The following is a 20,993-nucleotide window of genomic DNA, read 5'->3' as shown; positions in this document are numbered from 1 at the left end:
AGTAGAGAAGCATATAACAAAAAAAGTAGGATTGCTAATCTATATTTTTGGAATATTTTTTTCATTTTTATTGTTTCACTATTTTACTTATTGTAGTTCCTTCATTAGAAGATACTTTAAACAAATACAAACCAGTTGGTAATTGAGATACATTAATAGTATTAGAACTTGTATTTAACGATTGATTCATTAAAACTTTTCCTGCAATATCTACAACTTGTAATTTTGCGCTTGTTAAGTTATTCACTTCAACTGTTACAAAATTATTTGTAGGGTTTGGATATATTTTAATGTTATTCGCTACTTCAAAATTAGAAGCACTTAAAGTTGTATTTGTACATGTGTTTCCTGTTGTAATTGGAGAACCCGATAAAAAGTTTGAAGTTGTACCTGTTCTAGCAAAATTATTTAACGTACCATTAGCATTACCTGATGCATCTACAAGTGCAGTTATACTAGTATTATCTACACCATTAAAGCCTTGATTAAATTTGTAATAAGCAACTAGTTGTGATTGAGCTTGTGCTTCACAATCTTTAGTATTAGTGATGTCAGTTGCTGTTAATACTGTATTCCAAACTCTAAATTCATCTAATGTACCATCTAAATATTGTCCTCCACCATCACCTAACCACGCACCTAACGATGTAACTGTAGTTGAGGAAGTATTATTAGGAATTGAAAAATCTGCTGCAACGGTAATATCTAATACACCGTCGATATATAATTTTGCTTCAGCAGTATTGAATGTTACTACTATATTATACCATTGACCCGTTACTAAAGTTGCATTACTTGTTAAAGTAACATTATTTTTTGATTGAAAAAAGACCTCACCAGATGTACCACCACCACCTACAGATAATATTGCATATGAGCCAACATTGTCATCTTGCTTAGCACAAATAGTTTGATTAGATAAACTATTTAAATAAACCCATGAAGAAATTGTTCCTTGCGTTAAGTCATTTATAGTAGTTACAGGAATAACTACATAATCATCTACTCCATCAAAATTTAAATGAGTTCCTATTTGAGAAAAAGATAAAAAAGTACCGAAAATTGTCAGTAAAAAAGAAAGATAAATTTGTTTCATGAAACAAGTATTATTTGGTTAATGAAACAAAATTATTTTTTAGTACAATACAACTAAAAAAATTGGTACGAAATGCAGAACTTTGTATATGAACGTAGATTATAATTCAAAATCAAGTTTTCTTGAGAGGGGAATTTCAATTTCGTTTACAAAAACAGAAGTGCTATTTTTCTTTGTTATTTTTGAACGATTCACAATATAAGATCGATGTACTTTCTTGAAATTATCCGATTGAATTTCTTCTAGAAAAGCATCTAATGATTGTCGAGTGGTGTACTTTTTATTTAGTAATTGAATATCAATATAATTTGCATCACTTTTAATAAATAATATATCGTCTAAACTTATTTTAACTTCATCATAACCGTCTTTTATAGTAATAAAATTGGCTTTTTGTTTTATAATGACTAAATTAATGGCTGCTATTACATCTTGTTTTTTAATGGGTTTTGTTAAATACGAATCTGGATTTGTTTGTAAGGCATCGTTCATTAATTTATAATCATACTGACCCGTTAAGAAGATTACTTTGGCTTTTCCATTTTTGTTTTTTGCTAATTCAATCCCAGCATTTAATCCGTTTAAATTAATGTCCATTAAAATTATCTCTGGCAAAAAAGAATCCATTAGGAATTTAGCCTCATCTTCATCATGAGCCAATTTTATAGTGGTAAACTTTTCTTCTTCTAATAGCTCTGCAATATAATCAGCGATTAAAACCTCGTCTTCCACTATTAGTATTTTGGTATTTAACATTATTAATTTAATTGTTTTTGAAACGAAAAAGAAAAGCCGTTATTCGTATTTATAATGTATACTAGTTTTAGTTGTCTACACAATTTATTGATTAATTTAAGTTTAATATCTTCTCCTTTTAGCTTAGTTCCATTATCAGAATAGTTAAAATAAACGACTTCATTTTCTACTTTTAAATCGAAATTAATTTCTTTATATTCTAGATTTCCAAAAGCGTGTTTGATAGAATTTATAATAAGTTCTGTTAGTAATAACCCCAAATACATAGCCATATCTGTTGGTAATGCTATCTCTTTGATTGTAAAATATGTTGCAATATTATTTTCAGTAAATAGGTCAGAAAAACTAGATTTTATATCGTTTAGGTATTTATAACTGTCTACTTTTGTTTTATCATTAGACTGATAAAGATGTCTGTGCAATGTTGCTATTGAATTTACCTTTTTAAGAATTTTTTTAATTTCTTGCGCTTCATTATCAGGAAGTTTATTCAGTTGATCTGAAATTAGAATAATAACTAATTGAAGATTATTATTAATACGATGATTGGCTTCACTTAGTAAAAATTCATTTTGTTCCGATAAAATTTGAAGTTTTTTATTGGATTGGTTGGATTGTTTCAAAAAATAGGCAACTAATAATGTGACTAAAATGGTAACTAAGAAAAGCCCCATGATAATATAAAATCGCACTTTGTTATTTTCTAGTTCTTTATTACTATTGACAATTTTTAAATTATTAATTTTTATTTCATGTTCCTTTTCTTTAAGCTTGTATTTTGCTTCTAAGTTTAAAACTAATTCTTCTTTTTTTATCTCGTTATACTTAGTTGTAAGTTCTAATCTGTGTTTTAAATATTCATATGCTTTTTCTGTATTGTGCAATCTAAAATACAAGTTTTGAATATTTTCATTAAAAATAATTTCATTATAAAATAATTTGTGTTTTTTAGAAAAATTAGCTGCATATAAAGCTGTATTCAACGCTTTTTCTAATTGATTACTTCTTGCTAAAGCCATAATATAACTTATATAAGCATCAGCTTCTTGCTGTTGCATATTGTTGCTTTTTGCAAATTGAATTATTTCTTCTAAATAACGTATTGAAATTTTATACTCTTTTTTGCGTTCGTGAACACCTGCAATCTCAAGTAGGGAATAAAAAACATTATCCTTATCATTAAGTTTTTTTGCCAAGTTTAGGGACTTATTTGCATATAAAAGAGTTGAATCTTGAATATGAAAATATTCCGTAAAAAGTGCTGCTTTCCTATTATAATACTTAGCTAAATAAAAGTCTTTAATCTTATTTTTTTTTAAAATAACAGCTGCTTTATCAAGTTGAGTTACAGATTTGATAAACATTGTTCTTTTTCTGTAGAACTCTGCCATTTTCACATAATACAAAAACTCAAATTGTATATTATTGGTGTTTTTGATAATTTTATATGCTTCAGAATAATATTGATTGGATTTATCGAAATTTAATTGAAGTCTATAAGCATCTCCTAAACCAAGAAGTAGCTGTATTTGTTGCTCTTCTTTAGTAGTGTTTTTTAATTGCTTAGTATAATAAATTATTGCCTTATCCAATTTATTTTCATAAATCAATTTTTCTCCATCATCTACTAAGCTCCTATTTTGAGAAAAAGAAAAATGTAAGCTGAATAATACAAAAAGAAAATACTTCATATTATGTTTTCAGCTTTTTCTTTCTTGCTGCTGGAAATAAAACATTATTTAAAATTAAACGATAACCTGGAGAATTTGGATGTAGGTCCAATACAGTAGGTGCATCTCCAACAAAATGTTGATAATCTTCTGGATCATGACCTCCATAGAATGTAAACATTCCTTTACCTCTTGTTCCATGAATATATCTTGCTTCTCCATTTAACTTGTTTTCTCCTAACCTTAATACATTGCTTTTAATTTTATCTCCAGAGAATGCAGTGGTTTGCCCCATAAAACCTTTTACTAATTGAGTATGATTTTGGCATAGCATTGTGGGAATTGGATCCCATTTTGCAGAAAAATCCATTAGTGTAAAATAATCTTGTTGAAAAGGAACTCTTTTTTTAGCTCTATCATCTGTAGTATCGATATCTGAAAATTCATAAGTTTCAGGTCTTCTTTCTAATATAAAATCTTTAAAAGCAAATGAGTTATTATAGTTTATTTGTGACTGATAATTAGGATCGCTACTATCTCCATCGAACATAGGCTCACAAATATCTACTCCTTCAGCTGCTAATGCTATTTCAAAACTATCTGTAGCAGAACACATTGCAAACATAAAACCTCCACCAATAACATAATCTCTAACTTTTAAAGCAACAGCTAGTTTTTCTTCAGAAACTTTACTATAACCTAATTTTAGAGCAAGATTTTCTGCTTCTTTTTTCTGTTCAATATACCATGGTGCTGTTCTATAATTGCCGAAAAACTTACCAAATTGCCCTGTAAAATCTTCATGATGTAGATGTAACCAATCATATAATAGCAGTTGATCGGTTAGTACATCTTCATCATATATTTCTTCATATGGAATTTCTGCATAAGTTAATACCATTGTTACAGCATCGTCCCATGGTTGTTTACCTTTTGGCGTATAAACTGCAATTTTAGGTGCTTTTTCTAAAACAACCGTTTCCATATTCTGAGATGGACTACTAATTTCTTCTAAAATAGAATTGGTTGCTGCATCAGACAAAACTTCAAAAGTTACACCTCTAATTTTACATTCTCTTCTAATTGGCTCATCATCTGGAAACAAAAATGAACCACCTCTATAATTAAGTAACCAACTCACTTTGTAGTTTTTCTCTAATGCCCAATAGGTAATTCCGTATGCTTTCAAATGATTTTGTTGTCCTTCTGCGTCCATTGGTAGCAAAATAAAAGATGCTTGACTTGTGATTGTAGTCAATAAAAAAAGTAGATATAAATATTTTTTCAAAGCGATAACTGTTTTTTCAAAGATAAGGAATTAGTCTTGAAATATTATATTCTTTAACTTCAACAATTTAATAGGATTAGATTCTCTTTAAAATATCTTCTATTGGAATTACTTTATTTTGAATAGCATATACAACTAGACCTGCAATATTTTTAGATTCCGTTTTTAGTAGTAAATTATTTCTATGTCCGTCTACAGTTCTTGGACTTATAAATAATTTTTCAGCAATTTCATTAGTACTAAATTGCTGGCAGATAAATTCTAAAACTTCTTTTTCTCTTGTGGTTAGATAGTCTTCATCAAAATGACTTTTGATTCTATAATCTTTAATTGCAATTCCTTCATTAATAACGTCTAGAACACAGTCATTATAGTAAAATCCTTTTTCAAAAACTTCATTTATTGTTAATAACATTTCAGCTGGAGTCGCATTTTTAACTAGGTAAGAAGAAGCACCAACATGAATCATATTCGCTACAAATGATCTTGTATTATAACTTGTTAATGCAATTATTTTTATTTCAGGATAAGCATCATGAATAATTTTTGTAGCTTCAACTCCATTTAATAATGGCATCTTTAAATCCATTAAAATAATATCGGGATGTTGCTCTTTATTTTCTTCTAGATAGGTGGTTAATTCTAAACCATCAGAAGCTTCAAATAAAATTTCTATATTCGATTCTCTTTGCAACAAAAACGCTATTCCCTTTCGAAACAAAACTTCGTCATCGGCCAATATCATTTTTATTTTTTCCATATATCAAAAACTAAATAGTACATTAATTCCATTACCTAAACTCGAATTTACACTTATTTGTCCGTTTAAAAAACTAATTCGACTTTCAATACTTTTCATTCCTAGTCCTTTTTGATTGTCGTCACTTTGAATATCAAAACCAATACCATCGTCGCTATACTTACAAGTAATTTTTTCTAACTCTCTTTCAAAGATAATATTTATACTTGATGCTTTACTATGTTTTAGTGAATTATTCATTAGTTCTTGCAAAATTCTAAACACACTTAACTGAACATCTGAACTTAATTTATCCAGTTCCGCAGTACTTTTAAAATTAGCTCTTACCTGTTTATTACTATTAAACTCAACACACATTTCTTCTATTCCAGCATGAAGTCCAAATTTTTCTAAAACTGGAGGCAATAAGTCATGTGCTATTCTTCGAGAATTATCTAATGCTTTTTTGGTAAGGTTAAAAATATTTGTAGAAATCTCGCAAGACTCTTCAAATGTTAGCCCAGGTGTTTTTAATAAATGACTATTTATTGAGACAATATTCAATTTAGAACTTATATCATCATGAAGGTCTTGAGCAATTCTTTTCCTTTCATCTTCTTGCGTTACAAGTATTGCGTGCAATAATTTTTTTTGATGACTTAATTCTAAGTTTTTCTTTTCTACCTCTTTTTGTACAATTTTCTTCCTTGAGAAATAGAAAAACAAAATAAGTACCAATGCCATTAAAAGGAATGCTGTAAAAGTGTAGATAATTACACTTATTATTTCATCTTGATGTATTAAATCTGAATTCATAATGATTTCTTTTTATTATTTAAAAAACTGACTTTCCATTCGTACAAAATAAACAATTGATAAACTATATATAGTAGCGAATTTAAAATCCAAGGAATTTTATTATATTTAGAATCGAACTTTAGCATCAGGTTACCTACTAAAAAAAGAATTGTGCTTCCAAAAAGGTAAATCAAAATTCCTAAATTGATGTAATAAAACTCTTTTTTACTATCTAATTGATTATATAAATGAAAAGTAGAATAAATAATTAATAAAAAAGATGTAATGAAAACTTCATACAGATTAAATCCAAAAAAAATAGTTGGAGAAATAAAATACTGAATTAGCAAAGAAAGTAGACATAAGGAAAATGTGATTCTTATTATTTTCTTTTGCAACTTATCTTTTACTAAAAAATAATAAAAGATTCTCAAAATAAAAAATTGAGATAAAAAATAAAAATGGGATATAAATAAATTATTAACTTCAAAATATTGATAAACACTTGATACAATTTGAATTATAAAAATTACAATTAAATAGTAAACAAAGCTCTTAAAGGCTCTTCCATTATTGGAAAAACCTTTAAGATAAAATACCATATTAATGAGTAGCAGTAAATAACCTATATCTGCAAATATATCATTCATTAACCTTTTTTAATAAATAATGGACTATTTGTATCACATGTAGTTGGACAAGGTTTAGTAAAATCATAAATCAAATCTGTACTACTTATCATATCTTTCTCATTCTCGTCAACACCTACAAGCATTAATTTATTTATACCATCACCATCAACTCCAATATATGCTCGAATATTCACTACTCCTTGCTCTTCACTTAAAGCTATAAAATCTTTCATTGGAATTAAATGTGCTTTTACCGTACCAGCAGGTTGAGATTCTACCCACTTAGTTGCCCATTCTTGTGCTGTTTCTAATGGAATTGCGTTGTCATTTTTCATAATTATTAGTTTAAATTGTTAAAATACTATATCGCAAATTTAGTATTAAAATTCTTTCGTATAACATCAGAACTAAAAAACAGGTATTTTTACGGGGTACTATTAAGTTCATAAATTTTATCTTAGCAAAATAAAACAATAATGTAGTTAAATAAAATATTTTAAACTACCTTTATACATATTTTATATTTTTTTAACAAACATTGAATTAAAAAAAAACAATTATTAACCATTTTATTATTAATTTAATAATAAAATAAAAAAAAAAACTAAACTTATGGATCCATTATTAGGACAAATTACACTGTTCGCAGGAAACTTCGCCCCGAGAGGATGGGCACTTTGTGAAGGACAATTATTAGCCATTTCACAAAACACTGCTTTATTCTCTATAATAGGAACAACCTATGGAGGAGACGGAAGAACTACATTTGCATTACCAGACTTACGTGGTAGAGCTCCTATTCAATCTGGTACAGGTCCAGGATTATCTACACGCCAATTAGGTTCAAGAGGAGGTCAAGAAACTCATACTTTAAATACTCTTGAAATGCCATCTCATAACCACATAGCAAATTCCGCTTCTAAATTTCATGCACAAAGTGCTGCAGGAGATGATGACACTATAAGCCCTGGTGCAACTCTTGCTAGTGGCTCAAATAGTGGCTCTGAAATTTTCAGTAGTAGTGTTCCAAATACTGAAATGAATACTAATTCAGTTACAACGACAACAACTACTTTAAATCAAGGAGGAAATCAAGCTCATAATAATATGCAACCGTATTTAACAATTAACTACATTATTGCATTGCAAGGTCTTTTTCCTACAAGAAACTAATTTTTGGTTTATATTGAAACAAATTCAGGTGGTTAATCTTTTTTAATCGTTTGAATTTGTATTTTTATCTCTTTTAATATATAGCACACATTTTATGAAAAAAATTACTCAATTATTTTTATTTTTATTTCTGTTTACCTTTTTTATTCCAATATCTTTTTCTCAGACTATAATTCATACTGAAGATTTTGAAGGATCTGATTTTATTGGATACGCAATTGGAAATGCCGATACAGGAATAGATGACCCTACTCAAACATTTCGTACATCTTTAGATGGTAATGATAGAATAGGGAGGGGACTTGTAGGTACTTTCACATTTGATGGCGTTATTACTGGTAATTCTACAAATGTGATCGGTGGAGAGGATATTAACTTTGTCGATGGTTATAATAATCATTCTTACATAGAATTAGATCCAATTAGTATTATTGGAAAAACAAATCTTTCAATCGATATAGATGTTGCTTTCCCGAACACGAATGCTGCACGTTATGAAGATTCTGATTTTTTAATAGTAGATTATAAAATAGATGGAGGCTCATACACTAATTTATTAGCATTTTATGGAGGAGCAACTAGCTCTACTCCAGGTTTAATTAGAGATAATAACCTTAATGGTGTTTTAGATGGTGGAGAAACAACTAGTGTTAATACTGCTATGACTAGCTTCAATTTAAATTTAGATGCTATAACAGGTAGCACTGTAAGTGGTGCTTCAATAGAAATTAGAGTACGTTTTAGTATGCCAGACGCTCAGGAAGAGTTTGCTTTTGATAATATTATATTAAAAGGTGTTGATGCTCCTTGTACAGACCCAACCGTACCATCAGTAACTGCTATTGCTAATCCTGTTTGTAGTGGAAACACAACTACTTTAAATATTACGGGTACTTTAAATGATGCAACACAATGGGCTATTTATACTGGTTCTTGTGGAGGAACATTAGTTGGCACTACTACTACTTCTTCTTTTGTAGTTACTCCAACTGGACCTAGCACAACTTATTATGTGCGTGGTGAAGGAGGTTGTGTAACACCTGGTAGTTGTGGTACATTGACTGTAAACGTTACTAACATTACATCAACAATAATTTCTCAAACAAATGTAGCATGTAATGGGGGCGCAACTGGAGCTGCAACAGTTTCTGCTTCAGGTGGAACTGCTCCTTATACTTATGCCTGGAGTAATGCTGCTACAACAGCTTCTATAACTGGTATTGTTGCTGGAACTTATACATGTACTATTACAGACGCTAATGGTTGTACAAAAATTCAATCTGCAACAATAACTCAACCAACTGCTTTAGTTGCTTCTGCAATTACGGATAACAATGCTTCTTGTAATGGTGGTTCTAATGGTGGAGCTACAGCTTCTGCTACTGGAGGAACCGCTCCTTATACTTACGCATGGGGTAACGGAGCTACAACTGCTTCTATAACTGGCGTTATTGCGGGAACTTATAATGTAACAATCACGGATGATAATGGTTGTACTGATATGGCTTCTATTACTATTACAGAACCAACTGCTTTAGTTGCTTCTGCAATTGTGGATAACAATGCTTCTTGTAATGGTGGTTCTAATGGTGGAGCTACAGCTTCTGCTACTGGAGGAACCGCTCCTTATACTTACGCATGGAGTAACGGAGCTACAACTGCTTCTATAACTGGTATTATTGCTGGAACCTATACATGTACTATTACAGACGCTAATGGTTGTACTGATACGGCTTCTATTACTATTACTGAACCAACTGCTTTAGTTGCTTCTGCAATTGCGGATAACAATGTTTCTTGTAATGGTGGTTCTAATGGCGGAGCTACAGCTTCTGCTACAGGAGGAACTGCTCCTTATACTTATGCTTGGAGTAACGGAGCTACAACTGCTTCTATAACTGGTATTGTTGCTGGAACTTATACATGTACTATTACAGATGCTAATGGATGTACTGATATGGCTTCTATTACTATTACTGAACCAACTGCTGTAGTTGCTTCTGCAATTACGGATAACAATGCTTCTTGTAATGGTGGTTCTAATGGTGAAGCTACAGCTTCTGCTACAGGAGGAACTGCTCCTTATACTTACGCATGGAGTAACGGAGCTACAACTGCTTCTATAACTGGTATTGTTGCTGGAACTTATACATGTACTATTACAGACGCTAATGGTTGTACTGATATAGCTTCTATTACTATTACTGAACCAACTGCTTTAGTTGCTTCTGCAATTGTGGATAACAATGTTTCTTGTAATGGTGGTTCTAATGGTGGAGCTACAGCTTCTGCTACAGGAGGAACTGCTCCTTATACTTATGCTTGGAGTAATGCTGCTACAACAGCTTCTATAACTGGTATTGTTGCTGGAACTTATACATGTACTATTACAGACGCTAATGGTTGTACTGATATAGCTTCTATTACTATTACTGAACCAACTGCTGTAGTTGCTTCTGCAATTGCGGATAACAATGTTTCTTGTAATGGTGGTTCTAATGGAGGAGCTACAGCTTCTGGATCTGGTGGTACTGCACCTTATACTTACGTATGGAGTGATGGTGCTACAACCGCCTCTATAACTGATGTTGTTTCTGGAACTTATACTGTATGGGTAACTGATAATAATGGTTGTTTGAATACTACTACTGTAACAATTACAGAACCAGTCGCTATTGACAATAATATTACACAAAACGCAGGTGTATTAACTGCAGATCAAACTGGTGCAACATACCAATGGTACGAATGTCCAAATACTTTATTAACAGGAGAAACGAATCAAAGTTTTACACCAACTGCAATGGGTGACTATAAAGTTGAAATTACATTAGGTGTTTGCACAATTGAATCTGCTTGCGAAACTGTTACTGTATTAGGTTCTGAAAATTTTGAAAGTATATCTAATTTCTCAATTTATCCAAACCCTACAAATGGTTTATTAAATATTAACGCAGATTTTGACGGACAATTCATTATTGCTAATCAATTAGGTCAAACTGTAAAAACTTTCACAGTTAGTTCTAACATAACAAACATTGTAAATGTTGATAATTTAGCAGATGGTATCTATTTCATTAAAGGTACTAATGGATTAAAAACTAGCTCTAAAAGATTAATAATTAAGAAATAAATTCTAAAACCTTAATTAACAATAAAAGGTTGTTATAAAATATTTTATAACAACCTTTTTCTCTTAGAAATATGTTTATTCAAAATATTTTTTACTCAACTATTAACCACAAGAATATGGAAAGAAGAAATTTTGTAAAAAGACTAAGTGTCTTTACAACAGGAACAATTGCATTGTCTGGTTCGAATTTATATGCTTCTGAAATTAAAAAGGAGACAGCAAATACAATAATTGACTTATCTCCTTTATCACCTACAGATACAATTATTTTAAAAGGTAACTTTATTGATGCATCAACATTAGCACCAATTAAGAATGTAAAAATGATTGCAAAAGTAAAGCGCAATAGATTTTTCCCTTTAAATGAAAGTGTAACTTCAAATGACAGTACGTATCAGATACAATCTGGTTTTTCATTAAATAAAAACAAATTGAATGAAAAAGTGAATATTGAAATAATAGCAGATGGATATAAAACTTATAATAGCACTATCTATTTAACCGCGAAAGGATGCGATATTCACAGTGAAGAATGGAATTATAATCCTAATTTCAAAACAGAATTTTGTCCAAAAAATATAAATGTAGACAACAAAACATTATCTACATTTAATTTTCATTTGGTAAGAAATTAAAAAAATTAATGCTACAAAAAAAAGGTCTCAAATATTTGAGACCTTTTTTTATGCTTTAAAATTTAAAACGGAACATCTGAATCATCTTCTTCATTATCATCATTAAAATTACTTCCAAATGCTTCATTAGCTGAAGGTAAATTTTGTGTGATAAAAGGATTTTTATCATCCGTATTCATTTTTGAAGGTAATTCATCAAACGGAGAACTAAAATCATCCAAATTATCAAACTTACCTAAATGACCCAAAAATTTTAAACGTATATTTTCTAATCCACCATTACGGTGTTTTGCTACAATAAATTCAGCCTGACCTTGAGTTGGAGAACGTTCTTCATCATCCCATTCATCAATTTTATAATATTCAGGTCTATAAATAAACGATACAATATCTGCATCTTGCTCAATCGCTCCAGATTCCCTTAAATCGGAAAGTAAAGGTCTTTTACTCGATCCACGCGTTTCTACAGCACGTGAAAGCTGTGAAAGAGCAATAACTGGAATAGATAGTTCTTTTGCTAATGCTTTTAAGTTTCGGGAAATTGTAGAAATCTCTTGCTCACGATTTCCTCCTCCTTTTCCATTACCTCCAGCTGTCATTAATTGCAAATAATCAATAACAATTAACTTTATACCATACTGAGACGCTAAACGCCTAGCTTTAGCACGTAAATCGAAAATTGATAACGAAGGTGTATCATCAATAAACAAAGGTGCTTTTTCTAAATCTTTCACCTTAATTGACAACTGCTCCCATTCATGTTTTTCTAACTTACCTGTCCTTAATTTTTCTGAAGCCAAACCTGTTTCAGAAGAAATTAGACGGGTAATTAACTGAACAGACGACATCTCTAATGAGAAAAAAGCAACTGGTGCACCATAATCTATTGCCATATTTCTAGCCATAGATAAAGTAAATGCTGTTTTACCCATACCTGGACGAGCTGCAACAATAATTAAATCGGAAGGTTGCCAACCTGATGTTAATTTATCAAGATCATGAAAACCAGTAGGAATTCCACTCAAGCCTTCTTTTCCTGCAATTTCTTCAATTCTTTTTTTAGCTTGAATTACTAAACTTTGAGCTGACTCGGAACTTCTCTTAATATTTCCTTGAGTAACTTCATACAACTTAGATTCTGCTTTATCTAATAAATCAAACACATCTGTTGATTCATCATATGATTCTTCAATTATTTCATTCGAAATCTTAATTAAACTTCGCTGAATAAATTTTTGCAAAATAATCCTCGAATGAAATTCAATATGAGCAGAAGATGAAATTTTTTGAGTAAGCTGAATTAAATAATAATCTCCTCCAGCCGAATCTAATTTACCGTTCTTTTTAAGTTGTGCAGAAACCGTTAATAAATCTATAGGCTGAGTATCATTAAACAATTCTACAATTGCTTCAAAAATATTTTTATGAGCATCTTTATAAAATGCATCAGCTTGAAGAATATCAATAACTTCATCTACTCCTTTTTTATCAATCATCATTGCTCCTAAAACAGCTTCTTCTAGATCGACAGCTTGAGGAGGAAGTTTTCCTTTTTCTAAATTAATAATAGCACTTTTATTCTCTTTTTGATAGCTATTATTTTTGACATTTTCCATAGTGCGAAGGTAACCATTTTTTAATGAATTCTATTTAATTTTATTATCTGAACAGTGTTAAAAAGTTGTTGAAAACATAAATCATTTTGTTAACAACACAAAAAAAATCCGAAACTATTAGGTTTCGGACTTAATATCAATCTTAAAATGAATTATTCTTTGAATTCGCCCATTTTACTATACTTATCCATTCTCTGCATTATCAAATCTTCTGTTGATAATTTTTTCAATTCATTGAAAGTCTCAGAAATAACCTTTTGAACATTTTTAAATGTTGTTTCTCTATCATAATGAGCTCCACCTAATGGTTCTGGAATAATATCGTCAATCAGTTTTTGTTTTTTCATGTCGTTAGGAGTCAATTTCAACGCTTCTGCGGCTTGCTCTTTGTATTCCCAACTTCTCCATAGAATAGAAGAACATGATTCTGGAGAAATTACAGAATACCACGTGTTTTCCAACATGAATACTCTATCTCCAACTCCAATACCTAATGCTCCTCCAGAGGCACCTTCACCAACAATTATGGTAATAATTGGCACTTTTAAGCGAAACATTTCGAATATATTTCGTGCAATAGCTTCTCCTTGACCTCTCTCTTCTGCTTCCAATCCAGGATAAGCACCCGGAGTATCTATTAAAGTAATTACAGGGACACCGAATTTCTCAGCCATTTTCATTAATCGAAGTGCTTTTCTATAGCCCTCTGGGTTTGCCATACCAAAATTTCTGTACTGACGCGTTTTGGTATTATAACCTTTTTGTTGACCAATAATCATAAAGGATTGTCCATCGATTTTTCCTAAACCACCAACCATGGCCTTATCATCTTTAAACCCTCTATCTCCAAATAATTCTAAGAAAGTATCACCACACAAAGCTTTAATATAATCCATTGTGTATGGTCTACTTGGATGACGAGATAGTTGTACTCTTTGCCAAGCAGTTAAATTCTTATATATATTTTTCTTAGTTTCTGCTAATTTTTTTTCAATCTGTTTACATGTATTGGTTACATCTACATCAGATTCCTGACCTATAACTACGCACTTATCAAGCTGATCTTCAAGCTCTTTTATAGGTAATTCAAAATCTAAATATTCCATGGGACTAAATTTTGGTTTGTTTTTGTTGTGACAAAGATAAAATTTTCGGTTAATTAATTGCGAAATTAAGTCAACTTTAGTTTTCTTTTTTTATAATTTTTCACAATTCCATTCGCTAAAACGGTAGCTAATATTATTGCTGCTCCTAAATAGAAGAGTGAATTCATGTGTTCTGAATCTCCAAAAATCATCAGTGCTAGAATTATTCCATAAATGGGTTCTAGATTTATTGTTAACATAATTGTAAATGGACTTAAAAATTTCATGATTTTTACAGAAGCTGAAAAAGCATAAGCTGTACAAATTGAAGAAAGGATAAAAATCCAAAACAAATCTTCTAAAGAAATTTTAAAAAAAGCTGGTGTAAACCCTTCAGTAAAAAACATAAACACACTAATTCCTATCACTCCTATTAATAGTTCATAAAATGAAATTACATTAGAATCATACTCTTTTACAAACTTCCCATTCAATACAGAAAATAAAGCCGATAAAAAAGCAGATGTTATTGCTAAATAAATACCCGTCTGATATTGAGTCTCTACTTCAAAAATAATCCCCAGTCCGAAAATCGTTATAATTCCAAAAAACATTTCATACCAAATTATTTTTCTTCTATGCAAAATTGGTTCTAATATTGAAGTAAAAAAAGCACCTGTTGACAAACAAGTTAATGTTACCGATATATTTGATACCTTAATAGCTTCGTAGAAAGTATACCAATGCGCAGCAATTATTAAACCTGCAACAGAGAATCGTATGATCCCTTTTCTATCAATTTTCAATTTCACTTTCTTAACAATAAGAAAACCTAAAATAAAAAGTGAAGCAAACGACATCCTATACCATACTAAATCTAAAGCATCTAATGAAATTAACTTTCCTAGAACTGCTGTAAATCCCCAAATAAAAACAATTAAATGAAGGTGTAAATAATTCTTAATATAAATATTATCGTTTTGCATTTCTAAGTAAATAAAAAGCTAATATTCCAAAAAATATATTTGGAATCCATACCGCTAATAATGGTGAGAAATCTGAGTTTTCTGCAATGGTTCCAAATACTTTGTCAAAAAATATAAATGTAAATGCAATTACTATTCCAATTGCTAGATTTACCCCCATCCCTCCTCTTCTTTTCATTGAGGAAACAGCTACTGCAATAATTGTTAAAATGAATGCAGAAATTGGCAAACTAAATTTTTTATAAAGCACTACTAAGTAAGCATTTATTCGTGTATTTCCTTTTTTCTTCTCTTTATTAATGAATTTAAAAAGTTCACCAATAGTCATTGTTTCTGCAATATAAAAAACAGGTGTTAATTCTTCGGGTTCAAAATTAAAATCGACCATTTTCTTATCGACCATTTCTAGAACATCGTTATTCTTTCCAACTCCTCTTTTTATATAATTATATAAAGAATACTTTTTTGTTTCTTCATTATATTTTATTCTATTAGAAGTAACTTTCTCTATTAAAACATTTTCTTTAAACTTTTCATAAGTAAAATTAAAACCTGTTTTAGACATTAAATTATAATTACTAATATAAATATATTCTCCATCTCCTATTTGTCTAAAAATATCGGTAGTTTCCATTGTTTTATAGCTACTACTCCTTAAATAAGCATTTCTAAAATCTAAGAAACCTTTACTCGCTTTAGGCACAAGAAAAAATCCCATTAACAAAGCAAAAACACAAATTATGGTTGCTCCAAGTAAAAATGGTCTTAAAAAACGTTTAAAAGAAATCCCTGAACTTAAAATAGCTATAATCTCTGTATTATTTGCTAACTTAGATGTAAACCAAATTACAGAAAGAAACAAAAATATTGGAAATAATAAATTAGCAAAATAGATAACAAAATCGCCATAATAAATAATAATTTCATTGAATGGAGCTTTCCTTTCAATCATTCTATTTACTTTTTCAGAAACGTCAATTACTATCCCAATTGGAATAAACAAAAGTAACATTACACTGAACGTAGCTAAATATCGTTTTAAAATATATTTATCAATTAATTTCATATGTTTAAATTATTTTTTTTTAGCGGTAACATATGGTATCGCTTTTTTATGATAGGCGTTTGCTTGCGCAAACATATTGTTAATAGCGATTTCATTAAAATAATTACAAGCGTTGTGCCATTTGAACAACCATTTTGTCTTTCCACTCTCTAAATGTACCTGCTATGATTTGTCTTCTCGCTTCTCTCACCAACCACATATAGAATCCTAAATTATGAATTGTTGCAATTTGTTTTCCTAAAAACTCATTTGCCGCAAACAGATGACGTAAATAGGCTTTAGAATATTCCAAATCAACCCAAGTATGCCCCATTTCATCAACTGGAGAAAAATCGTCTTCCCATTTCTTGTTCTTAATATTTATAGAACCGTAAGCCGTAAATAACATACCATTTCTTGCATTACGCGTTGGCATAACACAATCAAACATATCTATTCCTAAAGCAATATTTTCTAATATATTTATAGGTGTACCTACTCCCATTAAATACCTTGGCTTATCCTCAGGTAGAATTGCAGTAACAACTTCTGTCATTGCATACATTTCTTCAGCAGGTTCTCCAACTGATAAACCACCAATTGCATTACCTTGTGCTCCTGCATTAGCAATATACTCAGCAGATTGCTGACGTAAATCTTTATACGTACTACCTTGAACTATTGGAAAAAAAGTTTGTTCATATCCATATTTAAAAGGTAACTTATCTAAATGAGTTATACATCTATCTAACCAACGATGCGTCATATGCATTGAACGTTTTGCATAACGATAATCACATGGATAAGGAGTACATTCGTCAAATGCCATAATAATATCTGCTCCAATAGTTCTTTGAATCTCCATTACGCTTTCTGGAGAAAAGAAATGATAAGAACCATCAATATGACTTTTAAACTTTACTCCTTCTTCTTTTATTTTTCTATTTGAAGACAAAGAATACACTTGATAACCTCCAGAATCGGTTAAAATATTTCTATCCCAATTCATAAATTTATGTAAACCACCCGCTTTTTCTAAAATTGCAGTTTGCGGTCTTAAATATAAATGATAGGTATTTCCTAAAATAATATCTGGATTAATATCATTTCTTAATTCTCTTTGATGCACACCTTTCACAGACGCTACTGTTCCAACAGGCATAAAAATTGGTGTTTCAATAACACCATGATCTGTAGTTACCTTTCCAGCTCTTGCTTGGCTTTTTGGGTCTTTTTTAATTAAATCGAACTTCATATTACAAATTTACTTGGCAAATATAAATGAATTAGACAACCTGACTACAACAACTAATCAAATTTTAAAATTGTTTTATGATTTTTTAAGCTGAAAACTAAAAAACCAACCAAAAATTCCAAAAAAACCTTAAAATGCAGGAAGTCTCTTTTGTTTTTTCAAACATATTCTTTAAAAATCCAATCAACTGATTATCTTTGCACCAGTATAAATTTTTTTACATAAAATGAAACCAAACACACAACAATTACAAGACTTAACTGTTCAAGTAAGAAGAGACATTTTACGAATGGTGCACGCTGTAAGCTCAGGACACCCAGGAGGTTCTCTTGGCTGTACTGAATTTTTAGTAACTCTATATCAAAACTTAATGACTAGAAAAGAAGGTTTTGATATGGATGGAATTAACGAAGATGTATTCTTCTTATCTAACGGCCATATTTCTCCTGTTTTCTATAGCGTTCTTGCTAGAAGCGGTTATTTCCCTGTTAGCGAATTAGCCACTTTTAGATTATTAAACTCTAGATTACAAGGTCACCCAACTACACATGAAGGTTTACCTGGAATAAGAATGGCGTCAGGATCATTAGGACAAGGATTAAGTGTTGCCTTAGGTACTGCTCAAGTAAAAAAACTTAACAACGATAATAGCATCGTCTACACTCTTCATGGTGACGGTGAACTTCAAGAAGGTCAAAACTGGGAGGCAATTATGTATGCTTCTGCAAAAAAAGTAGACAATTTAATTGCTACAATTGATGTTAATGGAAAACAAATTGACGGAACAACTGATGAAGTTTTAGCAATGGGAAGCTTAAGAGCTAAATTTGAAGCTTTTGGATGGGATGTTTTAGAAATTAAAGAAGGAAATTCAATTGATGCTATTATTTCTGGAATGACAGAAGCAAAAGCAAAGACAGGAAAAGGAAATCCAGTTTGTGTTTTACTTTATACAGAAATGGGTAATGGTGTAGATTTCATGATGCACACTCATGCTTGGCATGGTAAAGCTCCTAATGATGAACAATTAGCAAATGCTTTAGCACAAAACCCTGAGACTTTAGGGGATTATTAATTCTTCAATTGAAATTAAAATGAAAAAATACACAAATACAGGAAATAAAGATACACGTTCAGGTTTTGGAGCTGGACTAACAGAACTTGGTCAAAAAAACGAAAATGTTGTTGCACTTTGTGCTGATTTAATTGGGTCTTTAAAAATGGACGATTTTAAGAAAAATCATCCAGAGCGTTTTTTCCAAATTGGAATTGCAGAAGCAAACATGATTGGAATTGCTGCTGGAATGACAATTGGCGGGAAAATACCATTTACTGGTACTTTCGCAAACTTTTCAACAGGTAGAGTTTATGACCAAATTCGTCAATCTATTGCTTATTCTGATAAAAATGTAAAAATTTGTGCTTCTCACGCTGGATTAACACTAGGAGAAGATGGAGCGACTCACCAAATATTAGAGGATATTGGGCTAATGAAAATGCTACCTGGAATGGTTGTTATAAATCCTTGTGATTATAACCAAACAAAGGCAGCCACAATGGCAATTGCAGATTATCATGGTCCTGTATATTTACGTTTTGGACGTCCGAGTGTTGCTAATTTTACTCCAGAAAACGGAGAATTTGTTATCGGTAAAGCGGTAATGCTAAGCGAAGGTACTGATGTAACAATTGTAGCAACTGGTCATTTAGTTTGGGAAGCGTTAATTGCTGCTGAAAAATTAGAAGAAAAAGGAATCTCTGCTGAAGTAATCAATATCCACACCATTAAACCTCTTGACGAAGAAGCTATCTTAAAATCAGCTGCTAAGACAGGATGTATTGTAACTGCAGAAGAACATAATATCCTTGGAGGTTTAGGAGAAAGCGTTTCTAGAACTTTAGTTTCAAACAATCCTGTTCCTCAAGAATTCGTAGCCGTTAATGATAGTTTTGGAGAAAGTGGTACTCCTGCTCAATTAATGAAAAAATACGGACTAAATGCAGACGCTATAATTAATGCTGTTGAAAAGGTCATCAAGAGAAAGTAATTATTTCTTATCATAAAAAAAAGCCCAACTTTTAAAAAAGTTGGGCTTTTTTTTATATTTATAAATTCAACTAATTACAATTAGCATCTAAGTATTTTTTTATTGAACCTGACGAACAAAACGGGATACTAGGATAAGAATAATACGTTATATTACCATTCCCATCATTAGTTTCAATTATTTCTGTTTTTGTTACAAAGCCATCACCATCGTCATCAATATCTAAGAAATCAGGAATATTATCACCATCCGTATCATCATTAAAATAATCATTATCATCATTCAAATCTTCATATTGACTTAACACTCTATCTCTATCGTGATCATTCTTTTTTAAAGCAAATAATCTTGATTGAAAAACAATTGGCTTATAAGCTTCAATGTTTGTTCTAGGAATATTAAAATAAGCCAAGCCTGCAGGTATAAAAACCAAAACATTCCCATGATCTGGCCAAGATAGCGTACCATCAGAATTCACAGTAGGAGTTGTTGACGAACTTGTTTTAACTTTAGATAAAATTTGCCTAAAACCAGAAATTGACACTGGATCAAATTGACCCAATTGTGGAAACGTAAACCAAGTACCTTGATTGTTTTGATCAAAACTTTCATTTTGAAGATTCCAACCTTTATACCCCACTAGCGTAGAGTCAACACTTTTTGGATAATTACCACCACCTTCATTCAAAACAATGTAATATAATTTATATTCTACATCATCTGCAAATCGTCCATTTACAAAATTAGTTGTTCTTCCGTCATTTTTAACAATTACAGACTGTAAAGGATATGCTGTTTGATCCCAAACTGAAGTTTCTCCTGCTCCTATAGTCGCTATAGTTGCATTTAAATTAGCATCAACTGTAAGGAAGCTTGACTGTAAATACGTTTCTATCTCTGAAATGTTTTCATCATAGACCTCTTGTCTATCTCTTAATTCTACAACAGTTGGAGTATCATCACTTTTATTACATGACACAATCAAAACAGTTAGTGTTAAAAAAAAACTAACCTTAAAAATATTCTTCATTTTCATAA

18 protein-coding genes are annotated in these 20,993 nt (G+C 30.7%); 5 read left to right on the top strand and 13 right to left on the bottom strand.

Features of this window, described 5'->3' with window-relative positions; translation table 11 throughout:
* Positions 1–67 precede the first annotated feature (67 nt).
* The 7 genes from L2Z92_RS12635 to L2Z92_RS12605 form a co-directional block, all read right to left on the bottom strand.
* The gene (locus L2Z92_RS12635; RefSeq protein ID WP_236453828.1) at positions 68–1,096 is read right to left on the bottom strand and encodes a LamG-like jellyroll fold domain-containing protein; all 1,029 of its coding nucleotides are present in this window, start codon (positions 1,094–1,096) and stop codon (positions 68–70) included.
* A gap of 99 nt (positions 1,097–1,195) precedes the next feature.
* Positions 1,196–1,852: a LytR/AlgR family response regulator transcription factor gene (locus L2Z92_RS12630; protein WP_236453825.1), complete on the bottom strand. Its 657-nt coding sequence runs from the start codon at positions 1,850–1,852 to the stop codon at positions 1,196–1,198.
* 2 nt (positions 1,853–1,854) lie between these two features.
* Positions 1,855–3,543 (bottom strand): tetratricopeptide repeat-containing sensor histidine kinase, encoded by a 1,689-nt coding sequence (locus tag L2Z92_RS12625; RefSeq protein WP_236453822.1) that lies wholly within the window; start codon positions 3,541–3,543, stop codon positions 1,855–1,857.
* Position 3,544: 1 nt separating this feature from the next.
* A complete protein-coding gene (locus tag L2Z92_RS12620) occupies positions 3,545–4,738 on the bottom strand; it encodes an asparagine synthetase B (protein WP_379678357.1) in 1,194 nt (397 codons plus the stop codon).
* 148 nt (positions 4,739–4,886) lie between these two features.
* Positions 4,887–5,570, bottom strand: coding sequence for a response regulator transcription factor (locus L2Z92_RS12615; RefSeq protein ID WP_236453816.1), 684 nt, complete (start codon positions 5,568–5,570; stop codon positions 4,887–4,889).
* Positions 5,571–5,573: 3 nt separating this feature from the next.
* Positions 5,574–6,365: a sensor histidine kinase gene (locus L2Z92_RS12610; protein ID WP_236453813.1), complete on the bottom strand. Its 792-nt coding sequence runs from the start codon at positions 6,363–6,365 to the stop codon at positions 5,574–5,576.
* Positions 6,366–6,996: 631 nt separating this feature from the next.
* Complete coding sequence (locus L2Z92_RS12605; protein ID WP_236453810.1) at positions 6,997–7,314, bottom strand: hypothetical protein; 318 nt, start codon at positions 7,312–7,314, stop codon at positions 6,997–6,999.
* A gap of 277 nt (positions 7,315–7,591) precedes the next feature.
* Between L2Z92_RS12605 and L2Z92_RS12600 the strand changes: the two genes are divergently transcribed.
* From L2Z92_RS12600 to L2Z92_RS12590, 3 genes are all read left to right on the top strand, one after another.
* Positions 7,592–8,152 (top strand): phage tail protein, encoded by a 561-nt coding sequence (locus tag L2Z92_RS12600; RefSeq protein ID WP_236453808.1) that lies wholly within the window; start codon positions 7,592–7,594, stop codon positions 8,150–8,152.
* A gap of 94 nt (positions 8,153–8,246) precedes the next feature.
* Positions 8,247–11,285 (top strand): T9SS type A sorting domain-containing protein, encoded by a 3,039-nt coding sequence (locus tag L2Z92_RS12595; protein WP_236453805.1) that lies wholly within the window; start codon positions 8,247–8,249, stop codon positions 11,283–11,285.
* Between the two features lie 116 nt (positions 11,286–11,401).
* Positions 11,402–11,920, top strand: coding sequence for a hypothetical protein (locus tag L2Z92_RS12590; RefSeq protein WP_236453802.1), 519 nt, complete (start codon positions 11,402–11,404; stop codon positions 11,918–11,920).
* Positions 11,921–11,982: 62 nt separating this feature from the next.
* Here L2Z92_RS12590 and dnaB read toward each other — a convergent pair whose 3' ends face one another.
* The 5 genes from dnaB to tgt all read right to left on the bottom strand — a co-directional run bounded on the left by dnaB (position 11,983) and on the right by tgt (position 17,907).
* On the bottom strand, positions 11,983–13,536 hold the full coding sequence (gene dnaB / locus L2Z92_RS12585) for a replicative DNA helicase (protein WP_236453799.1): 1,554 nt from the start codon (positions 13,534–13,536) through the stop codon (positions 11,983–11,985).
* A 152-nt stretch (positions 13,537–13,688) separates the two neighbouring features.
* Positions 13,689–14,642 carry an acetyl-CoA carboxylase carboxyltransferase subunit alpha gene (locus tag L2Z92_RS12580; protein WP_236453797.1) on the bottom strand — a complete coding sequence of 318 codons (954 nt, stop codon included), beginning with the start codon at positions 14,640–14,642 and terminating at the stop codon, positions 13,689–13,691.
* A 65-nt stretch (positions 14,643–14,707) separates the two neighbouring features.
* On the bottom strand, positions 14,708–15,607 hold the full coding sequence (locus L2Z92_RS12575; protein ID WP_236453794.1) for a DMT family transporter: 900 nt from the start codon (positions 15,605–15,607) through the stop codon (positions 14,708–14,710).
* Positions 15,594–16,673, bottom strand: a complete 1,080-nt coding sequence (locus L2Z92_RS12570) for an LptF/LptG family permease (protein WP_236453791.1) — start codon at positions 16,671–16,673, stop codon at positions 15,594–15,596. The genes L2Z92_RS12575 and L2Z92_RS12570 overlap by 14 nt, the downstream gene beginning before the upstream one ends.
* A gap of 103 nt (positions 16,674–16,776) precedes the next feature.
* Complete coding sequence (tgt, locus tag L2Z92_RS12565) at positions 16,777–17,907, bottom strand: tRNA guanosine(34) transglycosylase Tgt (RefSeq protein ID WP_236453788.1); 1,131 nt, start codon at positions 17,905–17,907, stop codon at positions 16,777–16,779.
* 226 nt (positions 17,908–18,133) lie between these two features.
* Here tgt and L2Z92_RS12560 point away from each other — a divergent pair, with 226 nt between their 5' ends.
* Both L2Z92_RS12560 and L2Z92_RS12555 read left to right on the top strand, forming a co-directional pair.
* Positions 18,134–18,982 (top strand): transketolase, encoded by an 849-nt coding sequence (locus L2Z92_RS12560; protein ID WP_236453785.1) that lies wholly within the window; start codon positions 18,134–18,136, stop codon positions 18,980–18,982.
* 19 nt (positions 18,983–19,001) lie between these two features.
* Entirely contained in the window at positions 19,002–19,955 is a 954-nt protein-coding gene (locus L2Z92_RS12555; protein ID WP_236453783.1) for a transketolase family protein, read from the top strand.
* Between the two features lie 70 nt (positions 19,956–20,025).
* Here L2Z92_RS12555 and L2Z92_RS12550 read toward each other — a convergent pair whose 3' ends face one another.
* The gene (locus tag L2Z92_RS12550; RefSeq protein ID WP_236453780.1) at positions 20,026–20,985 is read right to left on the bottom strand and encodes an FKBP-type peptidyl-prolyl cis-trans isomerase; all 960 of its coding nucleotides are present in this window, start codon (positions 20,983–20,985) and stop codon (positions 20,026–20,028) included.
* Positions 20,986–20,993 lie beyond the last annotated feature (8 nt).

Source organism: Flavobacterium jumunjinense (assembly GCF_021650975.2).
GTDB classification, from domain to species: domain Bacteria; phylum Bacteroidota; class Bacteroidia; order Flavobacteriales; family Flavobacteriaceae; genus Flavobacterium; species Flavobacterium jumunjinense.
The sequence above is the reverse complement of the archived record's forward strand: the minus strand, read 5'-3'. Positions and strand labels throughout refer to the sequence as shown.

What these genes read in the sequence shown, in the direction of transcription:
- L2Z92_RS12635 (WP_236453828.1), bottom strand. Translation starts at nt 1,096, where the DNA reads ATGAAACAAATTTATCTTTCTTTTTTACTGACAATTTTCGGTACTTTT.
- L2Z92_RS12630 (WP_236453825.1), bottom strand. Translation starts at nt 1,852, where the DNA reads ATGTTAAATACCAAAATACTAATAGTGGAAGACGAGGTTTTAATCGCT.
- L2Z92_RS12625 (WP_236453822.1), bottom strand. Translation starts at nt 3,543, where the DNA reads ATGAAGTATTTTCTTTTTGTATTATTCAGCTTACATTTTTCTTTTTCT.
- L2Z92_RS12620 (WP_379678357.1), bottom strand. Translation starts at nt 4,738, where the DNA reads ATGGACGCAGAAGGACAACAAAATCATTTGAAAGCATACGGAATTACC.
- L2Z92_RS12615 (WP_236453816.1), bottom strand. Translation starts at nt 5,570, where the DNA reads ATGGAAAAAATAAAAATGATATTGGCCGATGACGAAGTTTTGTTTCGA.
- L2Z92_RS12610 (WP_236453813.1), bottom strand. Translation starts at nt 6,365, where the DNA reads ATGAATTCAGATTTAATACATCAAGATGAAATAATAAGTGTAATTATC.
- L2Z92_RS12605 (WP_236453810.1), bottom strand. Translation starts at nt 7,314, where the DNA reads ATGAAAAATGACAACGCAATTCCATTAGAAACAGCACAAGAATGGGCA.
- L2Z92_RS12600 (WP_236453808.1), top strand. Translation starts at nt 7,592, where the DNA reads ATGGATCCATTATTAGGACAAATTACACTGTTCGCAGGAAACTTCGCC.
- L2Z92_RS12595 (WP_236453805.1), top strand. Translation starts at nt 8,247, where the DNA reads ATGAAAAAAATTACTCAATTATTTTTATTTTTATTTCTGTTTACCTTT.
- L2Z92_RS12590 (WP_236453802.1), top strand. Translation starts at nt 11,402, where the DNA reads ATGGAAAGAAGAAATTTTGTAAAAAGACTAAGTGTCTTTACAACAGGA.
- dnaB (WP_236453799.1), bottom strand. Translation starts at nt 13,536, where the DNA reads ATGGAAAATGTCAAAAATAATAGCTATCAAAAAGAGAATAAAAGTGCT.
- L2Z92_RS12580 (WP_236453797.1), bottom strand. Translation starts at nt 14,642, where the DNA reads ATGGAATATTTAGATTTTGAATTACCTATAAAAGAGCTTGAAGATCAG.
- L2Z92_RS12575 (WP_236453794.1), bottom strand. Translation starts at nt 15,607, where the DNA reads ATGCAAAACGATAATATTTATATTAAGAATTATTTACACCTTCATTTA.
- L2Z92_RS12570 (WP_236453791.1), bottom strand. Translation starts at nt 16,673, where the DNA reads ATGAAATTAATTGATAAATATATTTTAAAACGATATTTAGCTACGTTC.
- tgt (WP_236453788.1), bottom strand. Translation starts at nt 17,907, where the DNA reads ATGAAGTTCGATTTAATTAAAAAAGACCCAAAAAGCCAAGCAAGAGCT.
- L2Z92_RS12560 (WP_236453785.1), top strand. Translation starts at nt 18,134, where the DNA reads ATGAAACCAAACACACAACAATTACAAGACTTAACTGTTCAAGTAAGA.
- L2Z92_RS12555 (WP_236453783.1), top strand. Translation starts at nt 19,002, where the DNA reads ATGAAAAAATACACAAATACAGGAAATAAAGATACACGTTCAGGTTTT.
- L2Z92_RS12550 (WP_236453780.1), bottom strand. Translation starts at nt 20,985, where the DNA reads ATGAAGAATATTTTTAAGGTTAGTTTTTTTTTAACACTAACTGTTTTG.